The organism is Olleya sediminilitoris (assembly GCF_016785945.1).
In the GTDB taxonomy this organism is placed as follows: Bacteria; Bacteroidota; Bacteroidia; order Flavobacteriales; family Flavobacteriaceae; genus Olleya; species Olleya sediminilitoris.
Window position 1 is genome coordinate 122,092 of the sequence record NZ_JAEMEF010000002.1, and the last position, 17,143, is coordinate 139,234.

18 protein-coding genes are annotated in these 17,143 nt (G+C 30.0%); 6 read left to right on the top strand and 12 right to left on the bottom strand.

Going from position 1 to position 17,143, the window contains the following annotated elements:
- Positions 1 to 22 precede the first annotated feature (22 nt).
- The gene (locus JAO71_RS02905; protein ID WP_054851210.1) at positions 23 to 1,114 is read right to left on the bottom strand and encodes a M42 family metallopeptidase; all 1,092 of its coding nucleotides are present in this window, start codon (positions 1,112 to 1,114) and stop codon (positions 23 to 25) included.
- Between the two features lie 124 nt (positions 1,115 to 1,238).
- Between JAO71_RS02905 and JAO71_RS02910 the strand changes: the two genes are divergently transcribed.
- Positions 1,239 to 1,910, top strand: coding sequence for a DUF4294 domain-containing protein (locus JAO71_RS02910; RefSeq protein ID WP_028290952.1), 672 nt, complete (start codon positions 1,239 to 1,241; stop codon positions 1,908 to 1,910).
- Positions 1,911 to 1,914: 4 nt separating this feature from the next.
- Entirely contained in the window at positions 1,915 to 2,541 is a 627-nt protein-coding gene (trhA, locus tag JAO71_RS02915) for a PAQR family membrane homeostasis protein TrhA (RefSeq protein WP_202998708.1), read from the top strand.
- Here the strand turns inward: trhA and JAO71_RS02920 are convergent, their stop codons facing one another.
- The 8 genes from JAO71_RS02920 to JAO71_RS02955 all read right to left on the bottom strand — a co-directional run bounded on the left by JAO71_RS02920 (position 2,542) and on the right by JAO71_RS02955 (position 8,886).
- Complete coding sequence (locus JAO71_RS02920) at positions 2,542 to 3,144, bottom strand: short chain dehydrogenase (protein WP_202998710.1); 603 nt, start codon at positions 3,142 to 3,144, stop codon at positions 2,542 to 2,544.
- Between the two features lie 18 nt (positions 3,145 to 3,162).
- On the bottom strand, positions 3,163 to 3,873 hold the full coding sequence (locus tag JAO71_RS02925; protein WP_116822931.1) for a flavodoxin family protein: 711 nt from the start codon (positions 3,871 to 3,873) through the stop codon (positions 3,163 to 3,165).
- 84 nt (positions 3,874 to 3,957) lie between these two features.
- Entirely contained in the window at positions 3,958 to 4,632 is a 675-nt protein-coding gene (locus JAO71_RS02930; RefSeq protein WP_202998719.1) for an aspartate/glutamate racemase family protein, read from the bottom strand.
- The gene (locus tag JAO71_RS02935; protein WP_202998721.1) at positions 4,625 to 5,575 is read right to left on the bottom strand and encodes an L-histidine N(alpha)-methyltransferase; all 951 of its coding nucleotides are present in this window, start codon (positions 5,573 to 5,575) and stop codon (positions 4,625 to 4,627) included. The genes JAO71_RS02930 and JAO71_RS02935 overlap by 8 nt, the downstream gene beginning before the upstream one ends.
- A gap of 1 nt (position 5,576) precedes the next feature.
- On the bottom strand, positions 5,577 to 6,725 hold the full coding sequence (gene egtB, locus JAO71_RS02940) for an ergothioneine biosynthesis protein EgtB (protein ID WP_202998723.1): 1,149 nt from the start codon (positions 6,723 to 6,725) through the stop codon (positions 5,577 to 5,579).
- A gap of 280 nt (positions 6,726 to 7,005) precedes the next feature.
- Entirely contained in the window at positions 7,006 to 7,434 is a 429-nt protein-coding gene (locus JAO71_RS02945) for a DUF4268 domain-containing protein (RefSeq protein WP_028606256.1), read from the bottom strand.
- A 40-nt stretch (positions 7,435 to 7,474) separates the two neighbouring features.
- Positions 7,475 to 8,146 (bottom strand): ZIP family metal transporter, encoded by a 672-nt coding sequence (locus JAO71_RS02950; protein WP_202998724.1) that lies wholly within the window; start codon positions 8,144 to 8,146, stop codon positions 7,475 to 7,477.
- A gap of 8 nt (positions 8,147 to 8,154) precedes the next feature.
- Complete coding sequence (locus JAO71_RS02955) at positions 8,155 to 8,886, bottom strand: class I SAM-dependent methyltransferase (RefSeq protein WP_202998725.1); 732 nt, start codon at positions 8,884 to 8,886, stop codon at positions 8,155 to 8,157.
- Positions 8,887 to 9,055: 169 nt separating this feature from the next.
- Here JAO71_RS02955 and JAO71_RS02960 point away from each other — a divergent pair, with 169 nt between their 5' ends.
- Genes JAO71_RS02960 through JAO71_RS02970 form a run of 3 tightly spaced genes read left to right on the top strand, consistent with a single transcriptional unit; the run spans position 9,056 to position 12,926 of the window.
- Positions 9,056 to 10,219 (top strand): THUMP domain-containing class I SAM-dependent RNA methyltransferase, encoded by a 1,164-nt coding sequence (locus tag JAO71_RS02960; RefSeq protein WP_054851203.1) that lies wholly within the window; start codon positions 9,056 to 9,058, stop codon positions 10,217 to 10,219.
- Entirely contained in the window at positions 10,219 to 11,853 is a 1,635-nt protein-coding gene (locus tag JAO71_RS02965) for a phosphoethanolamine transferase (RefSeq protein WP_202998726.1), read from the top strand. Before JAO71_RS02960 ends, JAO71_RS02965 begins: the two co-directional genes overlap by 1 nt.
- Positions 11,854 to 11,855: 2 nt before the next feature.
- Positions 11,856 to 12,926 carry an acyltransferase family protein gene (locus tag JAO71_RS02970; protein WP_202998727.1) on the top strand — a complete coding sequence of 357 codons (1,071 nt, stop codon included), beginning with the start codon at positions 11,856 to 11,858 and terminating at the stop codon, positions 12,924 to 12,926.
- A gap of 1 nt (position 12,927) precedes the next feature.
- Here JAO71_RS02970 and JAO71_RS02975 read toward each other — a convergent pair whose 3' ends face one another.
- The 3 genes from JAO71_RS02975 to rlmD are packed head-to-tail and all read right to left on the bottom strand — an operon-like array spanning position 12,928 to position 15,598.
- A complete protein-coding gene (locus JAO71_RS02975; RefSeq protein WP_116822925.1) occupies positions 12,928 to 13,689 on the bottom strand; it encodes a DUF6048 family protein in 762 nt (253 codons plus the stop codon).
- Entirely contained in the window at positions 13,655 to 14,173 is a 519-nt protein-coding gene (locus tag JAO71_RS02980; protein WP_202998728.1) for a DUF6452 family protein, read from the bottom strand. The genes JAO71_RS02975 and JAO71_RS02980 overlap by 35 nt, the downstream gene beginning before the upstream one ends.
- 12 nt (positions 14,174 to 14,185) lie before the next feature.
- Entirely contained in the window at positions 14,186 to 15,598 is a 1,413-nt protein-coding gene (gene rlmD / locus JAO71_RS02985; protein WP_202998729.1) for a 23S rRNA (uracil(1939)-C(5))-methyltransferase RlmD, read from the bottom strand.
- 184 nt (positions 15,599 to 15,782) lie between these two features.
- Here rlmD and rocD point away from each other — a divergent pair, with 184 nt between their 5' ends.
- The gene (gene rocD / locus JAO71_RS02990) at positions 15,783 to 17,063 is read left to right on the top strand and encodes an ornithine--oxo-acid transaminase (RefSeq protein ID WP_202998730.1); all 1,281 of its coding nucleotides are present in this window, start codon (positions 15,783 to 15,785) and stop codon (positions 17,061 to 17,063) included.
- The last annotated feature ends 80 nt before the right edge of the window (positions 17,064 to 17,143 follow it).

The following is a 17,143-nucleotide window of genomic DNA, read 5'->3' on the forward strand; positions in this document are numbered from 1 at the left end:
TTAATGCTTTTTAATGATGCCTTTACTTTTTAAAGTATGAAAAAGTTTCGCCATCTTCTATTTTAAGTAATGTTTCATAAATTAATTTAATCACATTTTCAACATCATCTTTATGTACCGTTTCTACAGTGGTATGCATGTAACGTAAAGGTAATGAGATTAAAGCCGAAGCAACTCCACCGTTACTGTAAGCAAAAGCATCTGTATCTGTACCAGTTGCACGAGAGCATGCAGCACGTTGAAACGGAATGTTTTTTTCATCTGCAGTATCTGTAATTAAATCTCTTAATTTTTGTTGCACAGCAGGAGCATAAGCAACAACAGGACCTTTACCATTCTCTACATGACCTTGTACTTTTTGATCTATCATTGGTGTAGTCGTATCATGTGTTACATCAGTAACTATAGCGACATTAGGTTTAATAGTTTCTGTTATCATTTGTGCACCACGTAATCCAATTTCTTCTTGAACCGAGTTTACTATGTATAATCCAAAAGGTAATTCTTTTTTGTTTTCTTTTAATAAACGTGCTACTTCAGCAATCATAAATCCACCCATACGATTATCTAAAGCACGACAAACAAAGTTGTTTTCGTTTAAAATATGAAACTCGTCTGGATACGTTATCACACAACCAACATGTACACCAAGTGCTTCAACTTCTTCTTTGGTCTTACAACCACAGTCAATAAATATATTGTTTGGTTTAGGCGCTTCTTCTTTAGATTTGTTACGTGTGTGTATTGCTGGCCATCCAAAAACACCTTTTACAATTCCGTTTTTAGTATGGATATTTACAATTTTACTAGGAGCAATTTGGTGATCACTTCCACCATTACGGATGACATAAATTAATCCGTTGTCAGAAATATAGTTAACATACCATGAAATTTCATCTGCATGACCTTCAATTACTACCTTATATTTAGCATTTGGGTTAATAACACCAACAGCTGTACCGTATGTATCTGTAAAAAACTCGTCAACATAAGGTTTTAAGTAATCCATCCATATGTTTTGACCATCCCATTCATAACCAGTAGGAGCTGCATTATTTAAATATGTTTCTAAAAAGTCCATTGACTTTTTGTTTAATATGCTTTTTGTTGCCATTTAATATATTTTTTTTGTCTAAAATAACAATAATAGGAGTTATATAGTAGTTAGCAATGTGTTAATTCTTAATTTTACAAGATAAAGTTTTTAGCTTTGGAATGATTTTAGTAGTTTTTGGATTATGAAATATATATATATTCTTTTTTTTAGTGTTCCTTTTATGTTGTTTTCTCAAGAAACAAACGAAACTGTACAAGACACCACGGACGTTGAATATGTGATAATTGCGGGAGACTCAATTGTGCAAAAATCTATTTATTTAGACGAAATTGTTTTGTTAGATAAATTGCGATTTAAAAATAAAGAGGGTAGAAGACGGTATTTAATTTTAAGACGAAAAACCCTTAAAGTATATCCTTATGCTAAATTAGCTGCTGATAGACTTAGAGCTTTAAATACCAAATTAGCAACTATTAGCAAAAAAAGACATAAAAAGAAATATGCAAAAAAAGTACAAAAATATATTGAAGAGCAATTTTCTGAAGAACTAAAAAAATTAACCAAAACCGAAGGTCAAATTTTAGTCAAATTGATACATCGCCAAACAGGTGAAACAGCCTTTAACTTGATAAAAACATTACGCAGTGGTTGGCGTGCTTTTTGGTATAACAGTACAGCTTACATGTTTAATATCTCTTTAAAACGAGAGTATAACCCTATGGAAGTAGAAGAGGATTATTTAATTGAAAATATTTTAATTAGAGCTTGGCAAGATGGACATTTAAAATTAGTAAAATCGCCTTTAAATTTTGAATATTTTAATTTAACCAATAAATGGGGAACTATATACTAGAATCATGAGAAAACAAACTCCGTTTGAAGAAAAATTAAATGCCTTAACCCATGGTATAGGAGCAGTTTTTGGTATTGTAGCTTTGGTGTTACTTATTGTTTTTGAAACAAAAAAAACAGAGTTTAGTTTATTTAGTGTTATTGTTTATGGATTGTCTATAATTATACTGTTTACTGCGTCCACATTATATCATATAATTACTGACGAGAAAAAGAAACATTACTTTAGAATTGTAGATCATGTTAGCATCTACCTTTTGATAGCTGGAACATACACGCCAGTTTTACTAATTACTTTAGAGCAAAGTTTGGGGTGGACATTGTTTTTTACTGTTTGGGGTATTGCTACTTTTGGAGTTGTTTTAAAACTGTTTTTTACAGGACGTTTTAATACGTTTTCTACATTACTATATTTAGTAATGGGTTGGTTAATTGTATTTGATTTTAGAAATTTATCTAATATAATGGATCCAAATGGTATTGTATTATTAATGACAGGAGGTTTACTGTATACCGTTGGGATTGTATTTTATGCTATAGAAAAAATACCATACAATCACGTTATATGGCATTTATTTGTACTTGGTGGAGCCATTTGTCATTTTTTTATGGTCCTATTGTATGTGGTATAATTAATCGTAAATTCTTATAATTTCTCCGTTTCCTTTACCTAAAACACTTCTTGCATAACCATTAACTACTTTGGTCATTGGGATAGGATTATGTCCAGGAAAATAATCTTTATACTTGTCATAAGCAGCTTCAACCATTCCAGAAGATACTACATTAACTCTAATATTATTTTCTATTTCTAAAGCAACTGCTTGCACAAAACTATGTATCGCTCCATTTACCATTGCAGCACTAGTTGTTTTTATAACAGGATCATCTGCAAGTATTCCTGTAGATAAAGTTATAGATCCTTTGTTGTTTAAAAAGTGTTGCCCAATTCTTACAAGATTGACTTGACCCATTAGTTTACTTTTAATTCCGATGTAGTAATCATCTTCAGTCAAAGCATTAAAATTATCCCATTTAGCTTCGCCAGCAATACAAATTATAGCATCCAAAGGACCTGTTTTTTCAAACATAGATTGTATGGACTTACTGTCTTCAATATTTACAGTTACATCTGCGTTGGTTCTACCTGCAATAATGATGTCATGCGAAGTTTTAAAATGAGACACTACTGTTTTTCCAATAGTTCCGTTACCACCAATAATTAAAATTTTCATTGTTGTTTGTTTAAATTGTTATCTGTATTCTGGATTATCAAAGCTCCATCTTGTACCATCGTCCCAACCTTCTCTAGAGTTTCCGTAAGCAGAATATCCTTTGTTTTGCTTAAGCATATTAGCTAAATGTAATAAATTATAAGTCATGAAGGTCGTATTTCGGTTAGTGAAATCGTTGTTTTTTGCATCACTAACTTCATCTAAATAACTTGGTCCAGGACCAACTTCTCCTATCCAACCAGCATCAGCTTGAGGCGGAATAGAATAGCCTACATGTTGTAACGCATATAAAATACCCATAGCACAATGCTTTACACCATCTTCGTTTCCTGTAATAATACAACCACCAACTTTTCCATAAAATAAATATTGGCCCTTATCATTAGTTTTACCGCTCATACTATATAACCTTTCGATTAGCTTTTGACAAACTGAAGATTTTTCGCCTAACCAAATGGGTGTACCAACAATAATAATATCTGCTTCAAAAATGCGCTCAAATAGTATTGGCCATTCATCTTTAGCAACACCTTCTTTAGTCATATCTGGTTGTACACCAAATGCGACATCATGATCTATAAATCTAATATCATCAACAGTGACGCCTTCGTTTTTCATGATGTTTTTAGAAACATCAATCAATCCTTGAGTATGACTTTGTCTTGGAGATTGTTTTAGTGTACAATTTATGTACACAGCTTTTAGTTTTGAAAAATCTGGAGTATTCATTATATGTTTTGCTTTAAGATTAGTGTTCTTAAAGTACAAAACATAAACGATGATTAGGTTTGGTTTATAAAGACTTTAACACCTTTAAATATAATTTTTGAGGGCTTTTTCTATTTGAAGTAAGGCCATGTCTATAACTATTTTAGAATCATATTTGGGACTCCAAATAGATAGTTCTGTACATGCAACAACAACACAACTCTCCTTATTGTATTTAGAAATTAAATAAGAATAGTTTGATTGGTCTGCGTCAGTTTCAGAATAATTATAAATCTGTTTACGACAATTGTCAATTGAAATTTGATCTTGTTTATTAGGAAAAGAAATAGAGATGTTTTCTTTTTTAAATAAGTCAGAAATATAACTTGACGTCATGGTGTATAAAGAACCAAATAAAGTTACCTTGTTAATGTTATGTGATTTGAGGTGTCTGATACACAAAGTAATTGGATGTATAATTGAAACAGGTGTGTGCAACTGATCAACGGTTTCATGCAAAGTGATATTGGGTATGATGCATGAAGAAATGTTAAATTGAGTTAAACGATTAAGATGTTTGGCGACAACTGGTTTTAATACGTCAAATTGATTTGGTAAATATGGGTTTATGGTATTAAAATCAACCGAATAAGTAATAGAAGGGAAGGTGTGATATTCTCCTTTTATAGCATGAAACTTATTGTTTAGTTGCTCAAGGTAAAATAAGGTGCTTCTGGTACCAAGTCCTAAAATGGCAATATTTGGTTGTGAATTACTCATCTTTATTTAAAATATAATCTGCAAAATATTGGTTGCTATCCATTAACTTATCAATGACTTTTAATGATGTTTTTTTTAAAAAACCATTTAAGATAGCGTCATTGTATTTTCTTGAAGTTTCAGTGTGGATACGCTCGCCTTCCATAAAATGGAAAGATTTATTTAAAGCTTTAATTGTTACGGTTTGTGATTTTGTACTCACTAAATAACTTCTAGCAATACCTTCATCTTCGGTATATTCTGGTTGATGTTTAAACGTGTCAATATCAAAATTGGCATCAAACTCTTTATTAATTCTTTCTAATAAATTTAAATTAAAACGTCTGGTAATTCCTTGACTATCATTATAAGCTGGTAAAACTATTTTTTCAGACTTTATAAGATCTAAACCTATACATAATTTGTCATTAGCTTGTAAACTATCTGCTAATTTTGTCAGAAAATCTTGGGCTAAAATATCGTTTAAATTACCTATGTTTGATCCTAAAAATAATATAACTTTTGGATGATTAGACTGTTTTAAAGATGATAGTACATTAAAATAATCTCCTTGTTTAGGTGTTGTATTTATATTTGGTAATTCACTGTTTATACTTGATTTTAATTGGTCTAATGCATTTTGAGAAATATCTATTGGTACATAATTAAAATTATAATTAGCGGTATCTAAAGCTTTTAAAAGTTGTTTGGTTTTGGTGCCATCACCAGCACCAAGTTCTATCAATTCAAAAAAAGTGTCTTTTCTAAGTTTTAAAGTTTCAATTAGATTTTGTGTTTGATTTTTAAAAATATCAAATTCTGCTCTGGTTAAATAATACTCAGGCATATTCATGATATCAACAAAAAGTGCGTCACCAATTTTATCATAAAAATATTTAGATAATAAATATTTAGGAGTATTACTTAGGCCTTTATCGACGTCGTTTAAAAATGTGTTATTCATATTATTTGGCTAGTCTAATTCCAGCGAATTGCCACTGTGTGTGAGATTGAAAAAAATTACGGTACGTGTGTCTACTATGGTTTTTAGAAGTTGCTACTGAGGCACCACGAAGTACCATTTGATTACTCATAAATTTACCGTTATATTCTCCAACAGCACCTTTAGCAATTTCAAAATTTGGATAGGGTAGGTAAGCAGAGTTGGTCCATTCCCAACGTTTTCCCCAATTTAAATGTTTGGAAGCGACTTCCCATTCAAATTCAGTAGGTAATCTCATGCCTTTATAAAAAGCAAAAGCTGCAGCTTCAAAATAAGAAATATGAGATAATATTGCATCAGGATTAACAGGTTTTAAGCCTGATAAAGTGTAATGATGCCAAGTGTTTTTTATTTTTATCCAATATAATGGTTGGGTTATTTTATTACTGTTTATCCAATGCCAACCTTCATCTAACCAATAGTTAGCAGTTTTATAACCATCTGCTTCAATAAATTCAATAAATTCTTGATTGGTTACTAATGCTTTATTGATGCTAAAGGGATGAATATATGTTTTATACATACCAAGTTCGTTATCAAAACAAAATCCATCAGTATCATGTCCAATATTGTAAACGCCTTCGGTTACATCTAACCAACCAGTATCTGTGTTGGTATCTTCTACAAAATTAAGATCTGTATATTTTGGACAAATAGGGTTTAACGAAAACGTGTATTTTAAATCTGTAAGTAGTAATTCTTGATGTTGTTGCTCATGATTAACTCCTAAAACGGTTAATGATTTTACAGTTTCATTCTCAGTAGTTTTTAAAAGTTGGGTCATGTGTTGGTCTACATAATCACGATATTTAAAAACAATATCAATATTTGGTCTTGTAATTAGACCTCTGTTGTGTCTTTCAATACGTTTTCCAATTGTATTATAATAGCTGTTAAAAAGATATGAATACTCATTATCAAAGATTTGATAATTTGGAGAGTAGGTTTTTAAAATCATTTCTTCAAAAAACCAAGTAGTATGCGCAATGTGCCATTTAGGTGGACTGGCAAAAGCTGCAGATTGAGGCGTAAAATCCTCGGTTTGTAAAGGTTTGCAAAGTGTATTAGTGTATTGTCTAGTTGTTAAATATTGGTTTAAAATGTCATCCATAGCTTCTCAAATATAATAAGGAAAAGGCTACAGATGTACTGAAAAGCCTAAATTTAATCTTATTTTAACTTTATTTAACCTTAATATTTAGGCTTTGTTTAAAGCTAAAAATGAAGAAAATAAAACATGAAATTAACCCCAAAGGGGTTGCTTAACTATTAAAATATAGTTTAATATTTTATAATCTAAAACGCTTTTAAAAGCTTTATTGGATGTAAGTCGTAACAATTAAAAATTCCTGACAGAGAAGGGATCGTTATTTTAATATAATTTATATTAATTAACCTTCAATAACCTCTTTGTATTCATCAAAAAAGGCTTCAAATAAAGACATGTGTGTATTAAAAAACACCATAACATCTTGCCAAGAGTTTTTATTATGGATAGATACTTTTTGCTCTAAAGGCACATAAATACGTGATATTTCTTTACCATTGTCCAAAATATATTCTTCGTTATAAATGGCTTCAGGAAGATAGTCGTCTAATAAAATAGCTTTTAAAGCAACTAATTTTTCCCAGTATTTAATACGATGTTCTAAATCATCCTCAACATCTAAAGCTACTAATGCAGTTTTATTATCAAAATGAAACTTAAAACTAAACCCTTTAAGCTTTGTATTGTATAGCAACCATTTTCTTGGAAAAGATTTACCAAAGCTGGTCCAGAAAAGCTCTTTTAGTTGTCTTGATTCTTCTTTACTAAACATGTTTTATTAACTTTTAATTATAAATAATAATTGGATAAAATTAAAGAAGATATGCTAAAACAATACCTAAAATAATGGTACTTAATTTAGCTAAATTAAATTTATGACCTTCACTACTTTCAAATAAAATAGTAGTACTAATATGTAAAAATATACCAATAACTAAAGCAGAAACCTCATAATAATAGTTTGCAAAAAACTCAAATTGCATAGATAAAAAGACACCTAATGGAGTCATTAAAGCAAAAAGAATTAAAAAAATAAAGCATTTAACTTTGCTTATATCTGAAGCTAAAAAAAAGGTCGATAAAATTATAGCAACAGGAAGTTTATGGATAATTATACCATATATTAAATGCTCATGCGCTTCAATAGGGATACCTTCTAAAACACTATGGATACTTAAACTTATAAATAATAACCACGGAAAATCTACACGAGATTTATCAATATGTACATGTCCATGCTCTGCACCTTTAGAGAAAAACTCTAAAATGATTTGTAGTAAAATACCAATCATTATAAATAAACCTACAGGTTTACCATGACTATTGTAAACTTCTGGTAAAAAATGAAAAACGGTTGTAGATAATAAAAACGATCCACTAAAAGCTAGAAGTAATTTTAAATTACGATTTTGTTTTGGCTTAAATAATAAGACAATTAAAAACCCTAAACCAACAGATAAAATTGGAAATAAAAAATTTTGCATCAATTAATTTATTTAAAAATCATAACCAAACGTTGTGATGTAGATTTGTCAAATTTACTTAATTTATAATCTCCAAAAACATCAAGTAAATATACACCAGCTTGTTCAAATAAGGCTTTAAAATCAGATAAGCTAAAAGACTTAACACGCTCTTGAAATTGATAATCTTCACCTTCAAAAGAAAAACTAATATCCTTAATTATATATCCATTTTCAACACGTCTTTGTTGTAAAAAGTCAATTCCGTCTACGGTTTTAACATCTTCATTAACAAGATTTTCAATTACGTAATCCGTATTCATAAAATCTATTACACCAAAACCAGAATCGTTTAAATTAGCTTTTATAGCTTTAATAGTTGCAAGATTATCAGCTTCGTTTTCAAAATAACCAAAGCTTGTAAATAAATTAAACACAGCATCAAAAGTTTCGCCGAAAGGCTCACACATATTATGAACTTTAAAATGCAAGGTGTTATTTTCAAACTGCTTAGCATGACTAATACTGTTTTCTGACAAGTCTGCACCAATCACATCATAACCAATAGCATTTAAATACACAGCATGTCTACCTTTACCGCAAGCTAAATCTAATATTTTTCCGTTTTCAGGTACATTAAGATACTCGGTTAAATTGGACATAAACTGTTCCGCTTCGTTATGATCTCTATCTTTATAAAGTATGTGGTAAAATGGACTATCAAACCATGATGCGTACCATTTTTTATCGTTTTTTTTCATATATTTTTTTTGGGGTTTAAACTTCCGCTTAAGCTCCAGTTTACCAGGCTCTCGCAACTCGCTCTCTGCGAGGAGCTCAGACAAATTGCTCCATCCTTAACCCATTTATTTGTAAAGGTCCTATTTTCGGCAAAAATAAAGTATTTTTGCAAGGTAACAGACGTAAAGAATGGAAGAAAATTTCAAGATGGTTGCCAAAACTTTATTTGGCTTTGAAGAATTACTAGAAAAAGAGCTTAAACAGCTTGGAGCACAACAGGTTAAAAAAGGTGTGCGAAACGTGACTTTTGTTGGAGACAAAGGCTTTATGTATAAAGCTAATATGGCTTTGCGTACTGCAACTAAAATTTTAAAACCAATACATAGTTTTAAAATAAAAACCGAACAAGATTTATATGACCAAGTTTATAAAATGGACTGGACGCCATATTTAAAATCTACAGGTAGTTTAGCAATTGATGCAACAGTAAACTCAACAGTGTTTACACACTCGTTATATATTTCTCAAAAAACTAAAGACGCCATTGTTGACAAGTTTAGAGATGAGACTGGTGAGCGTCCTAATGTTGATTTAAAATTTCCGGATGTTAAGATAAATGTACATATAGACCGTCAGTCTTGTAATATTTCTTTGGACTCTTCAGGAGACTCTTTACACAAGCGTGGTTATAAATTAGCAACCAATATTGCACCAATAAACGAAGTTTTAGCAGCAGGAATTATCATGATGTCAGGTTGGGATGGACAATCAGATTTTATAGATCCAATGTGTGGTAGTGGTACCATATTAGCCGAAGCAGCAATGATAGCTTGTAATATACCACCAAACTTGATGCGTAAAGAATTTGCTTTTGAACGTTGGTCTGATTGGGATGTTGATTTATTTGAAAAAATAGAAGAATCTTTGCTTAACAAAACCAGAGATTTTCATCATAAAATTATAGGTTATGATAAATCTCCAAGTGCTGTAACTAAAGCAAAAGAAAATATTGCTAATGCACATTTAGACGAGTTTGTTAGTATACAACATGAGGACTTTTTTAAGACACAGCGTGGAGGAGAAGCAAAATTACATATGGTATTTAATCCACCATATGGAGAACGTCTTGATATTGAAATGGAAAGCTTTTATAAAGATATTGGAGATACTTTAAAGCAAAATTATCCTAATACTAATGCATGGTTTATCACTTCTAACTTAGACGCTTTAAAACATGTTGGTTTAAGACCATCAAGAAAAATACATTTAATGAATGCAAAATTAGAGTCGCGTTTAGTTAAATATGAAATTTATGCAGGAAGTAAAAAAGGAAAGTATATGAATAAAAACTAATGGGTAAAAGTTTATTAACAAATATTAAATCGTTATTTAGATTAGCATTAGTTTTTAGTATTCCGTTTTTTGTATTGGTTATTTTAGGGTTCTTTAAAATTCCAGATACATTTGGTTATTTAAAAGAAGTAATTGGTTTTGTTTTTTCAACAGCACTCTTTTTTTGTGTTACGATATTGTTTTCTAAAGCAAAAATAAGACAAGTTTTATCTCTTATTTTTGTCGTTATACTATCTATTTTAGTATTTATCAAAATTAGTTTTTATCATAATTATAATGTTAAACTAAGTGCTTCAGCATTATTTGTAATATTTGAAACTGATACAACAGAAAGCGTTGATTTTTTATCTAATTACTTTGATGGTTTTGTAACAGTTTCTGGTGCTTTTATAGTTTTTGTTTTACCGTTATTTGTATATTTTATTTTAAAGTATATTACTATAACTGGCCAAATCAAGTTTTTAAAATTGATAGCATTAATCTTTTTTATTATTTTTAGTTTTATTATTCATAAACGCTTTAATTCTCAAAATTTAATAATTACTAGTTTTAAAAGTTACACAGAGTATAGCTCATTAATTAAAGATTTGAAGATTGATTTAGCAAAACCAATTTCGTCTTTTGTAGCTGTTGAAAAATCCGATGACAACCCAGAAACACATATTGTAATTATTGGTGAGTCAACCTCTAATTGGCACATGCAATTGTATGGTTATGATAGACCAACAAATCCAAAATTAACTAAAATTAAGGATCAATTAATTATTTTTGATAGTGTAATTTCTCCTAATGTACACACTATAGTGTCGTTAGATAAAATATTAACCTTTTCTGATATTAATTCACCTAACAAAAAAAATAACACGTCAATAGTTCAGTTGGCAAATGCAGCTGGATATGATACGTATTGGATCTCTAATCAACGACCTGTAGGAATGCACGAAAGGATATCTTCAATAGTAGGAAATGCAGCTACAGAAAAATATTTTATTGCAACTGATAATTATGACGACGTAATATATGACGAAACTTTGTTACCAGTTTTAGATACTGTTCTTAAAAAAAAAACAGAAAAGAAAATTATCTTTATACACTTAATCGGTACTCATGGTCGTTTTGATAGACGCTACCCAGAGAAGTTTAATTATTTTCAAACAAATAAACCTAATACAAAGTTTAATCATAAAAAAGCACTAAAATTAATTAATGATTATGATAATGCAGTACGTTATAATGATTATATAGTTAAAGAAGTTATAGATCGTGTTAAATCACAACAAACCTATAGTTTTGTGTTATATTTTTCTGATCATGGAGACGAGTTGTATGATACAATGGATTTAGTTGGTCATAATGAGTATTGGGCAACACGTCCAATGTATGAGATTCCATTTATAGCTTGGTTTTCTGATGCTTACAAACAAAGCAATATAAGTTTTGAAACTTTTTTGTCTTACAAAAACAGAGCCTATAATTTAGAGGATTTTATATACAGTTTTTCTGACTTAGCACAAATTAGATTTAAAGAGTTGGATAGCACTAAAAGTATTTTTAGTAAAGCATTTATAAGAAAGCCACGGTTAATTAAAGATGGAGAAGATTATGATAAAAGAGTTAAGCTGAAAGAAAATTAATCATGCTTACTAAAAAAGATACATTAATACTAAAAGGGTTAGGCATTTTGATTATTGTTTTACACAATTTTATGCACAGAATAAAACCAGTTTTTGGAGAGAATGAGTTTTATTTTGATGCTCAAACATTTGTAAATTACTATTCAAGTTTTATAAGTAATCCTCAACATTTTATACAATATTTTTTTTCTTATTTTGGACATTATGGTGTACAGATTTTTATTTTTTTAAGTGGTTATGGATTGTTGTTATCCTATGACGATAAAGAAATATCTTTTTTTAACTTTATTAAAAAACGACTAATTAAAATTTACCCAGTATTTATAATTGCTGTATTAATGGTTGTTGTTTTTAAATACATTGTTTTAAAGATACCTTTTAATAGCGAAGCAACTAATAATATATTAATTACACTAAGTTTAATATCTAATTGGATACCAGAAAAATGGTATGTGTTAAGTGGTCCATTTTGGTTTTATTCTATGATAGTACAATTGTATATATTATTTTATTTAATAGTACAATGGACTAAAAAGAGCACCAAACCTCTTTGGCTGATTTTAGTTTTAAGTTATATGATTATTTTTATTTCAGGCGTATATTTTGAAAGTATAAAAATAAGTCTTTACCTCAATTTTATGGGTAATTTGCCAGTATTCGTACTAGGTATGATTTTAGCAAAAAGTAAATTTAATTTTACTAAAACTTCAGTTTTTGTATGGTTGTTATTTGTGTTAGTTTTTATTTTAGGACAATTAAATAACTATTTTTGGTATATTTCTCAAGCGTTAGTTGTTATGATTTTTATACCATTATATGTTTGGTTAAAAAGTTATGTTGATAGTCTGAAATTAAAAAACTTTTTATTATTTACTGGACAATTATCTATGTACTTGTTTGCTGTAAATGGATTGCTAAGAGCACCATGGTTTTATTTGCTATCAAAGTTAGAATCCCAATGGTATCCATACTTATTAGCAATAGCACATTTTATTTTTGTTTATATAGTAGCTTTAATAGTAAGAATGTTTGAGCAATTTATAATATCATATTTAATTCCTGAAAGGAATTGAATTACTCTTTAATTTCTTCCTCTTCCTCTTCTTTTTTAGTTTTGTTTTTCTTCTTTTTAAAAATTGGTATCATATAAGATACGGTATAACTGTAACCTACACCAATACGTCCTGAGTCAAAAGTTTTATTAAAACCAGGAACGTATAAATTTTCAAATTCAACAGGTTGATCTTGAGTAATCATACCTTTAAGTTGTGTATTAATACCAAGATATAAATTGTTTAATACTTCTGCTTTAATACCAATAATTAATTCTACCCAAATAGCAGACAATCCTGAAGATTCTAAACTATCTGAAGAGCTATTTTGTGGTGTCCAATATTGGTCTGTAGAATATACAGTATAATTGGTTCTGGTTTGACTAAAAGTACTAGCACCAATTCTAAATCCAGCAAAAATCATATTATCTAATCCAGCCCAATTGTCATACATATTGTAATCAAAACCAGCTTTAAAATAGCTTCCTTTGGCTGTCACGCTTAAGAAGTCATTGGTTGTAGTTTTTTCTTCATTACCAATTTCTCCAGCAATAAACCAATTTTCTGTAAGTCTGTAATCACCATTAATTTCAAAACCAGTATAGTTATCATCTAAAGCAGTTCGGATTAGTTTACTAGCATCAGTACCTATACGTAATCCATATTGCAATTTTAAAGTGTCTTGCTTAATTTGAGTAGCTTCAACAGTGTTTTGCGCTTGAAGTGTACCATATAGGCACAACAAAAAGTTAATGATAAAAAAAGTAGTGTGTCGTTGTGTCATCTTCAATTATTAAATTATCATTTGCAGCTTCAGTAAAAATCACCCAATTACCATCTGTACCACCATCAATGGTTGCAACTACATTTTCAAAAGTTGTTTTATAACCACAAGCTCTTGATACGTAAACATCTTTTCTGGCGTAAGTAATTGTTAAAATATCAGTATTTCCTGATGTAATGTTTCCATCATCATCCAAGACAGTATTGCTGGTTATATTAAATGTAGTACTATCTTGATCTGAACGTAAAGGTAAGATTAACTGATTTACGTTTTCTAGATTATAACCTGTTAAAACCTCTTCATTGTCTTGACCAATAACATAAATATCCACTACGTTTTTTCGGCTATCTTGAGCATTGTTGTTGTAAAAATCAATAACAAAACTAGGAGTAGTAGGTGTGGTTTCTGGACATAAATCGTCACGTTCACAAGTTAAAAAACTTAAAGTTGTGACTAATAGTAAATACAGTTTTAGGTGTTTCATGTAATACAATTATTATTTCTTTTCTAAAAGTACAATATTTTCTACATGATGTGTCTGCGGAAACATATCTACAGCTTGTACTTTAGTAATATTATAGTATTCTTTCATTAACGCTAAATCTCTAGCTTGTGTCGCACTATTACAACTTACATAAACAACTTTTTGTGGTGCAATATTTAATATTTGTTGCACAACGTCTTTATGCATTCCGTCTCTTGGTGGATCTGTTATAATAACGTCTGGTTGACCATGAGTGTTTATAAATTCTTGGTTAAAAACATTTTTCATGTCTCCTACAAAAAACTCGCAATTTGTAATATTATTGCGTTCAGCGTTTTCTTTTGCAGCACTAATAGCATCAGGCACAGCTTCTACACCAACTACTTTTTTAGCTTTTTTAGATACAAATTGCGCAATGGTACCAGTACCTGTGTATAAGTCGTAAACAAGCTCGTCACCTTTTAAATCAGCAAATTGACGTGTTAATTTATACAATTCAAAAGCTTGATCAGAATTAGTTTGGTAAAAAGATTTAGCATTAATCTTAAACTTTAAACCTTCCATTTCTTCAAAAATATGATCTTCGCCTTTATAACAAATCACGTCTTGGTCATATATAGTATCATTAGCCTTTTGGTTAATAATGTATTGTAAAGACGTAATTTCTGGAAACGTTTCGGCTACAAAATTTAATAGTAACTCACGTTTTTCTTTATCTTCTTTAAAAAACTGAATAACAACCATAATATCTTTGGTTGAAGAGGTACGTATCATCATAGTACGTAATAATCCTGTTTGATTTCTAGTATTAAAAAATTCTAATCCATTTACAATCGAAAAATCTCTTACAGCATTACGGATTGCATTAGATGGATCTGCTTGTAAATGACATTTTTTAATATCTAAAATTTTGTCCCACATTCCTGGAATATGAAAACCAAGCGCATTACGATCTCCTAAATCTTCATCAGACTGAACCTCTTCTAAAGTTAACCATCTAGAGTCACTAAAAGAAAACTCCATTTTATTTCTATAAAAATACTGTTCGGCAGATCCTAAAATAGGCGTCACTTCTGGCAAGTCTAAATGTCCAATTCTAGTCAGGTTATTAGTGACTTCATTTTGTTTGTAATACAACTGGTGTTCATAACCCATGTCTTGCCATTTACAACCTCCACAAACACCAAAATGCTGACACTCTGGAGTAACACGTTTATCACTTAATTTATGAAAAACGGTTGCTTTACCTTCAAAATAAGCCTTACGCTTTTTAAAAGTTTGCACATCAACGACATCTCCAGGAACAGCGTTGGGTAAAAATATTACACGTCCATCAGGTGCTTTAGCTATAGTTTTTCCTTTAGCTGCAGCATCTAATACTTCAACATTTGTAAATATTTGTTTTCTTCTATTTTTTCTTGCCATAATTGCAAAAGTACTTTGTTTTTTTGTTAGTAAAAAACTACTCACAATTATTTTAATAACGCTTTTATTTACTAATTTGCAATTTCTTAGGGATGATTTCTTTCCCACGCTGAATTTTCGGAACTTTTCGAAAGGATAAAGGTAGATAAGGAATGGTTATTTTATAAATTTAAAATTATTAAAAATGGCTGTTTTAGACCAATTAACATCGCAAGAAGCGATGGACTTAGAAAACAAATACGGAGCACACAATTACCATCCATTACCAGTTGTATTAAGCAAAGGTGAAGGTGTATATGTTTGGGACGTAGAAGGAAAAAAATACTATGATTTTTTATCTGCATATTCTGCAGTAAATCAAGGACATTGTCATCCAAAAATTGTAGGAGCAATGGTAGAGCAAGCAAAAACATTAACGCTAACGTCACGTGCATTTTATAATGACATGTTAGGTAAGTTTGAAAAATTTGCTACCGAAACGTTTAATTACGATAAGTTATTACCAATGAATACTGGAGCTGAAGCGGTTGAAACTGCTTTAAAACTATGTAGAAAATGGGCTTATGAAGTAAAAGGTATTGATGAAAATGAAGCCGAAATTATTGTTTGCGAAAACAACTTTCATGGTCGTACCACAACAATTATTTCGTTTTCAAACGATCCTGTAGCACGTAAAAACTTTGGACCTTATACCAAAGGTTTTATTAAAATAGAATATGATAATCTTCAAGCACTAGAAGACGCATTAACTAATAATAAAAATGTTGCTGGATTTTTAGTAGAACCAATTCAAGGTGAAGCAGGTGTTTATGTACCTAGTGAAGGGTATTTAGCTAAAGCTAAAGCCTTGTGCGAAAAACACAATGTTTTATTTATTGCTGACGAAGTACAAACAGGTATTGCAAGAACGGGACGTTTATTAGCAACTTGTGGAGATTGTAGTTGTGCAGACAAACATTGTTCTGGTACACCAGAAGTTAAAGCAGACATCCTAATTTTGGGTAAAGCATTATCAGGAGGAGCTTATCCAGTAAGTGCTGTATTAGCAAATGATGAGATAATGAATGTTATTAAACCAGGAAATCACGGAAGTACATTTGGTGGTAATCCAGTTGCAGCAGCTATTGGAACAGCAGCTTTAGAGGTTATCAAAGATGAAGCTTTAGCAGATAATGCTTTTAATTTAGGACAAGTATTTAGAGCAGAAATGACTAAATACATCGAAACTTCAAACATTGTAAATGCTGTTAGAGGTAAAGGGTTATTAAATGCTATATTAATAAATGATACAGAAGATAGCGATACAGCTTGGAACATCTGTATGGCTTTACGTGATAATGGATTATTAGCAAAACCTACACATGGTAACATTATAAGATTTGCACCACCATTAGTAATGACAGAGGAGCAACTTATGGATTGTGTTGGTATTATTACCAAAACATTAAAACAATTTGAAAAATAGAAAACCAAAATTTCTATTACAATAAAAAAAGCTATCAAATTTGATAGCTTTTTTTATATCCAATCTTTATATAAATTGAA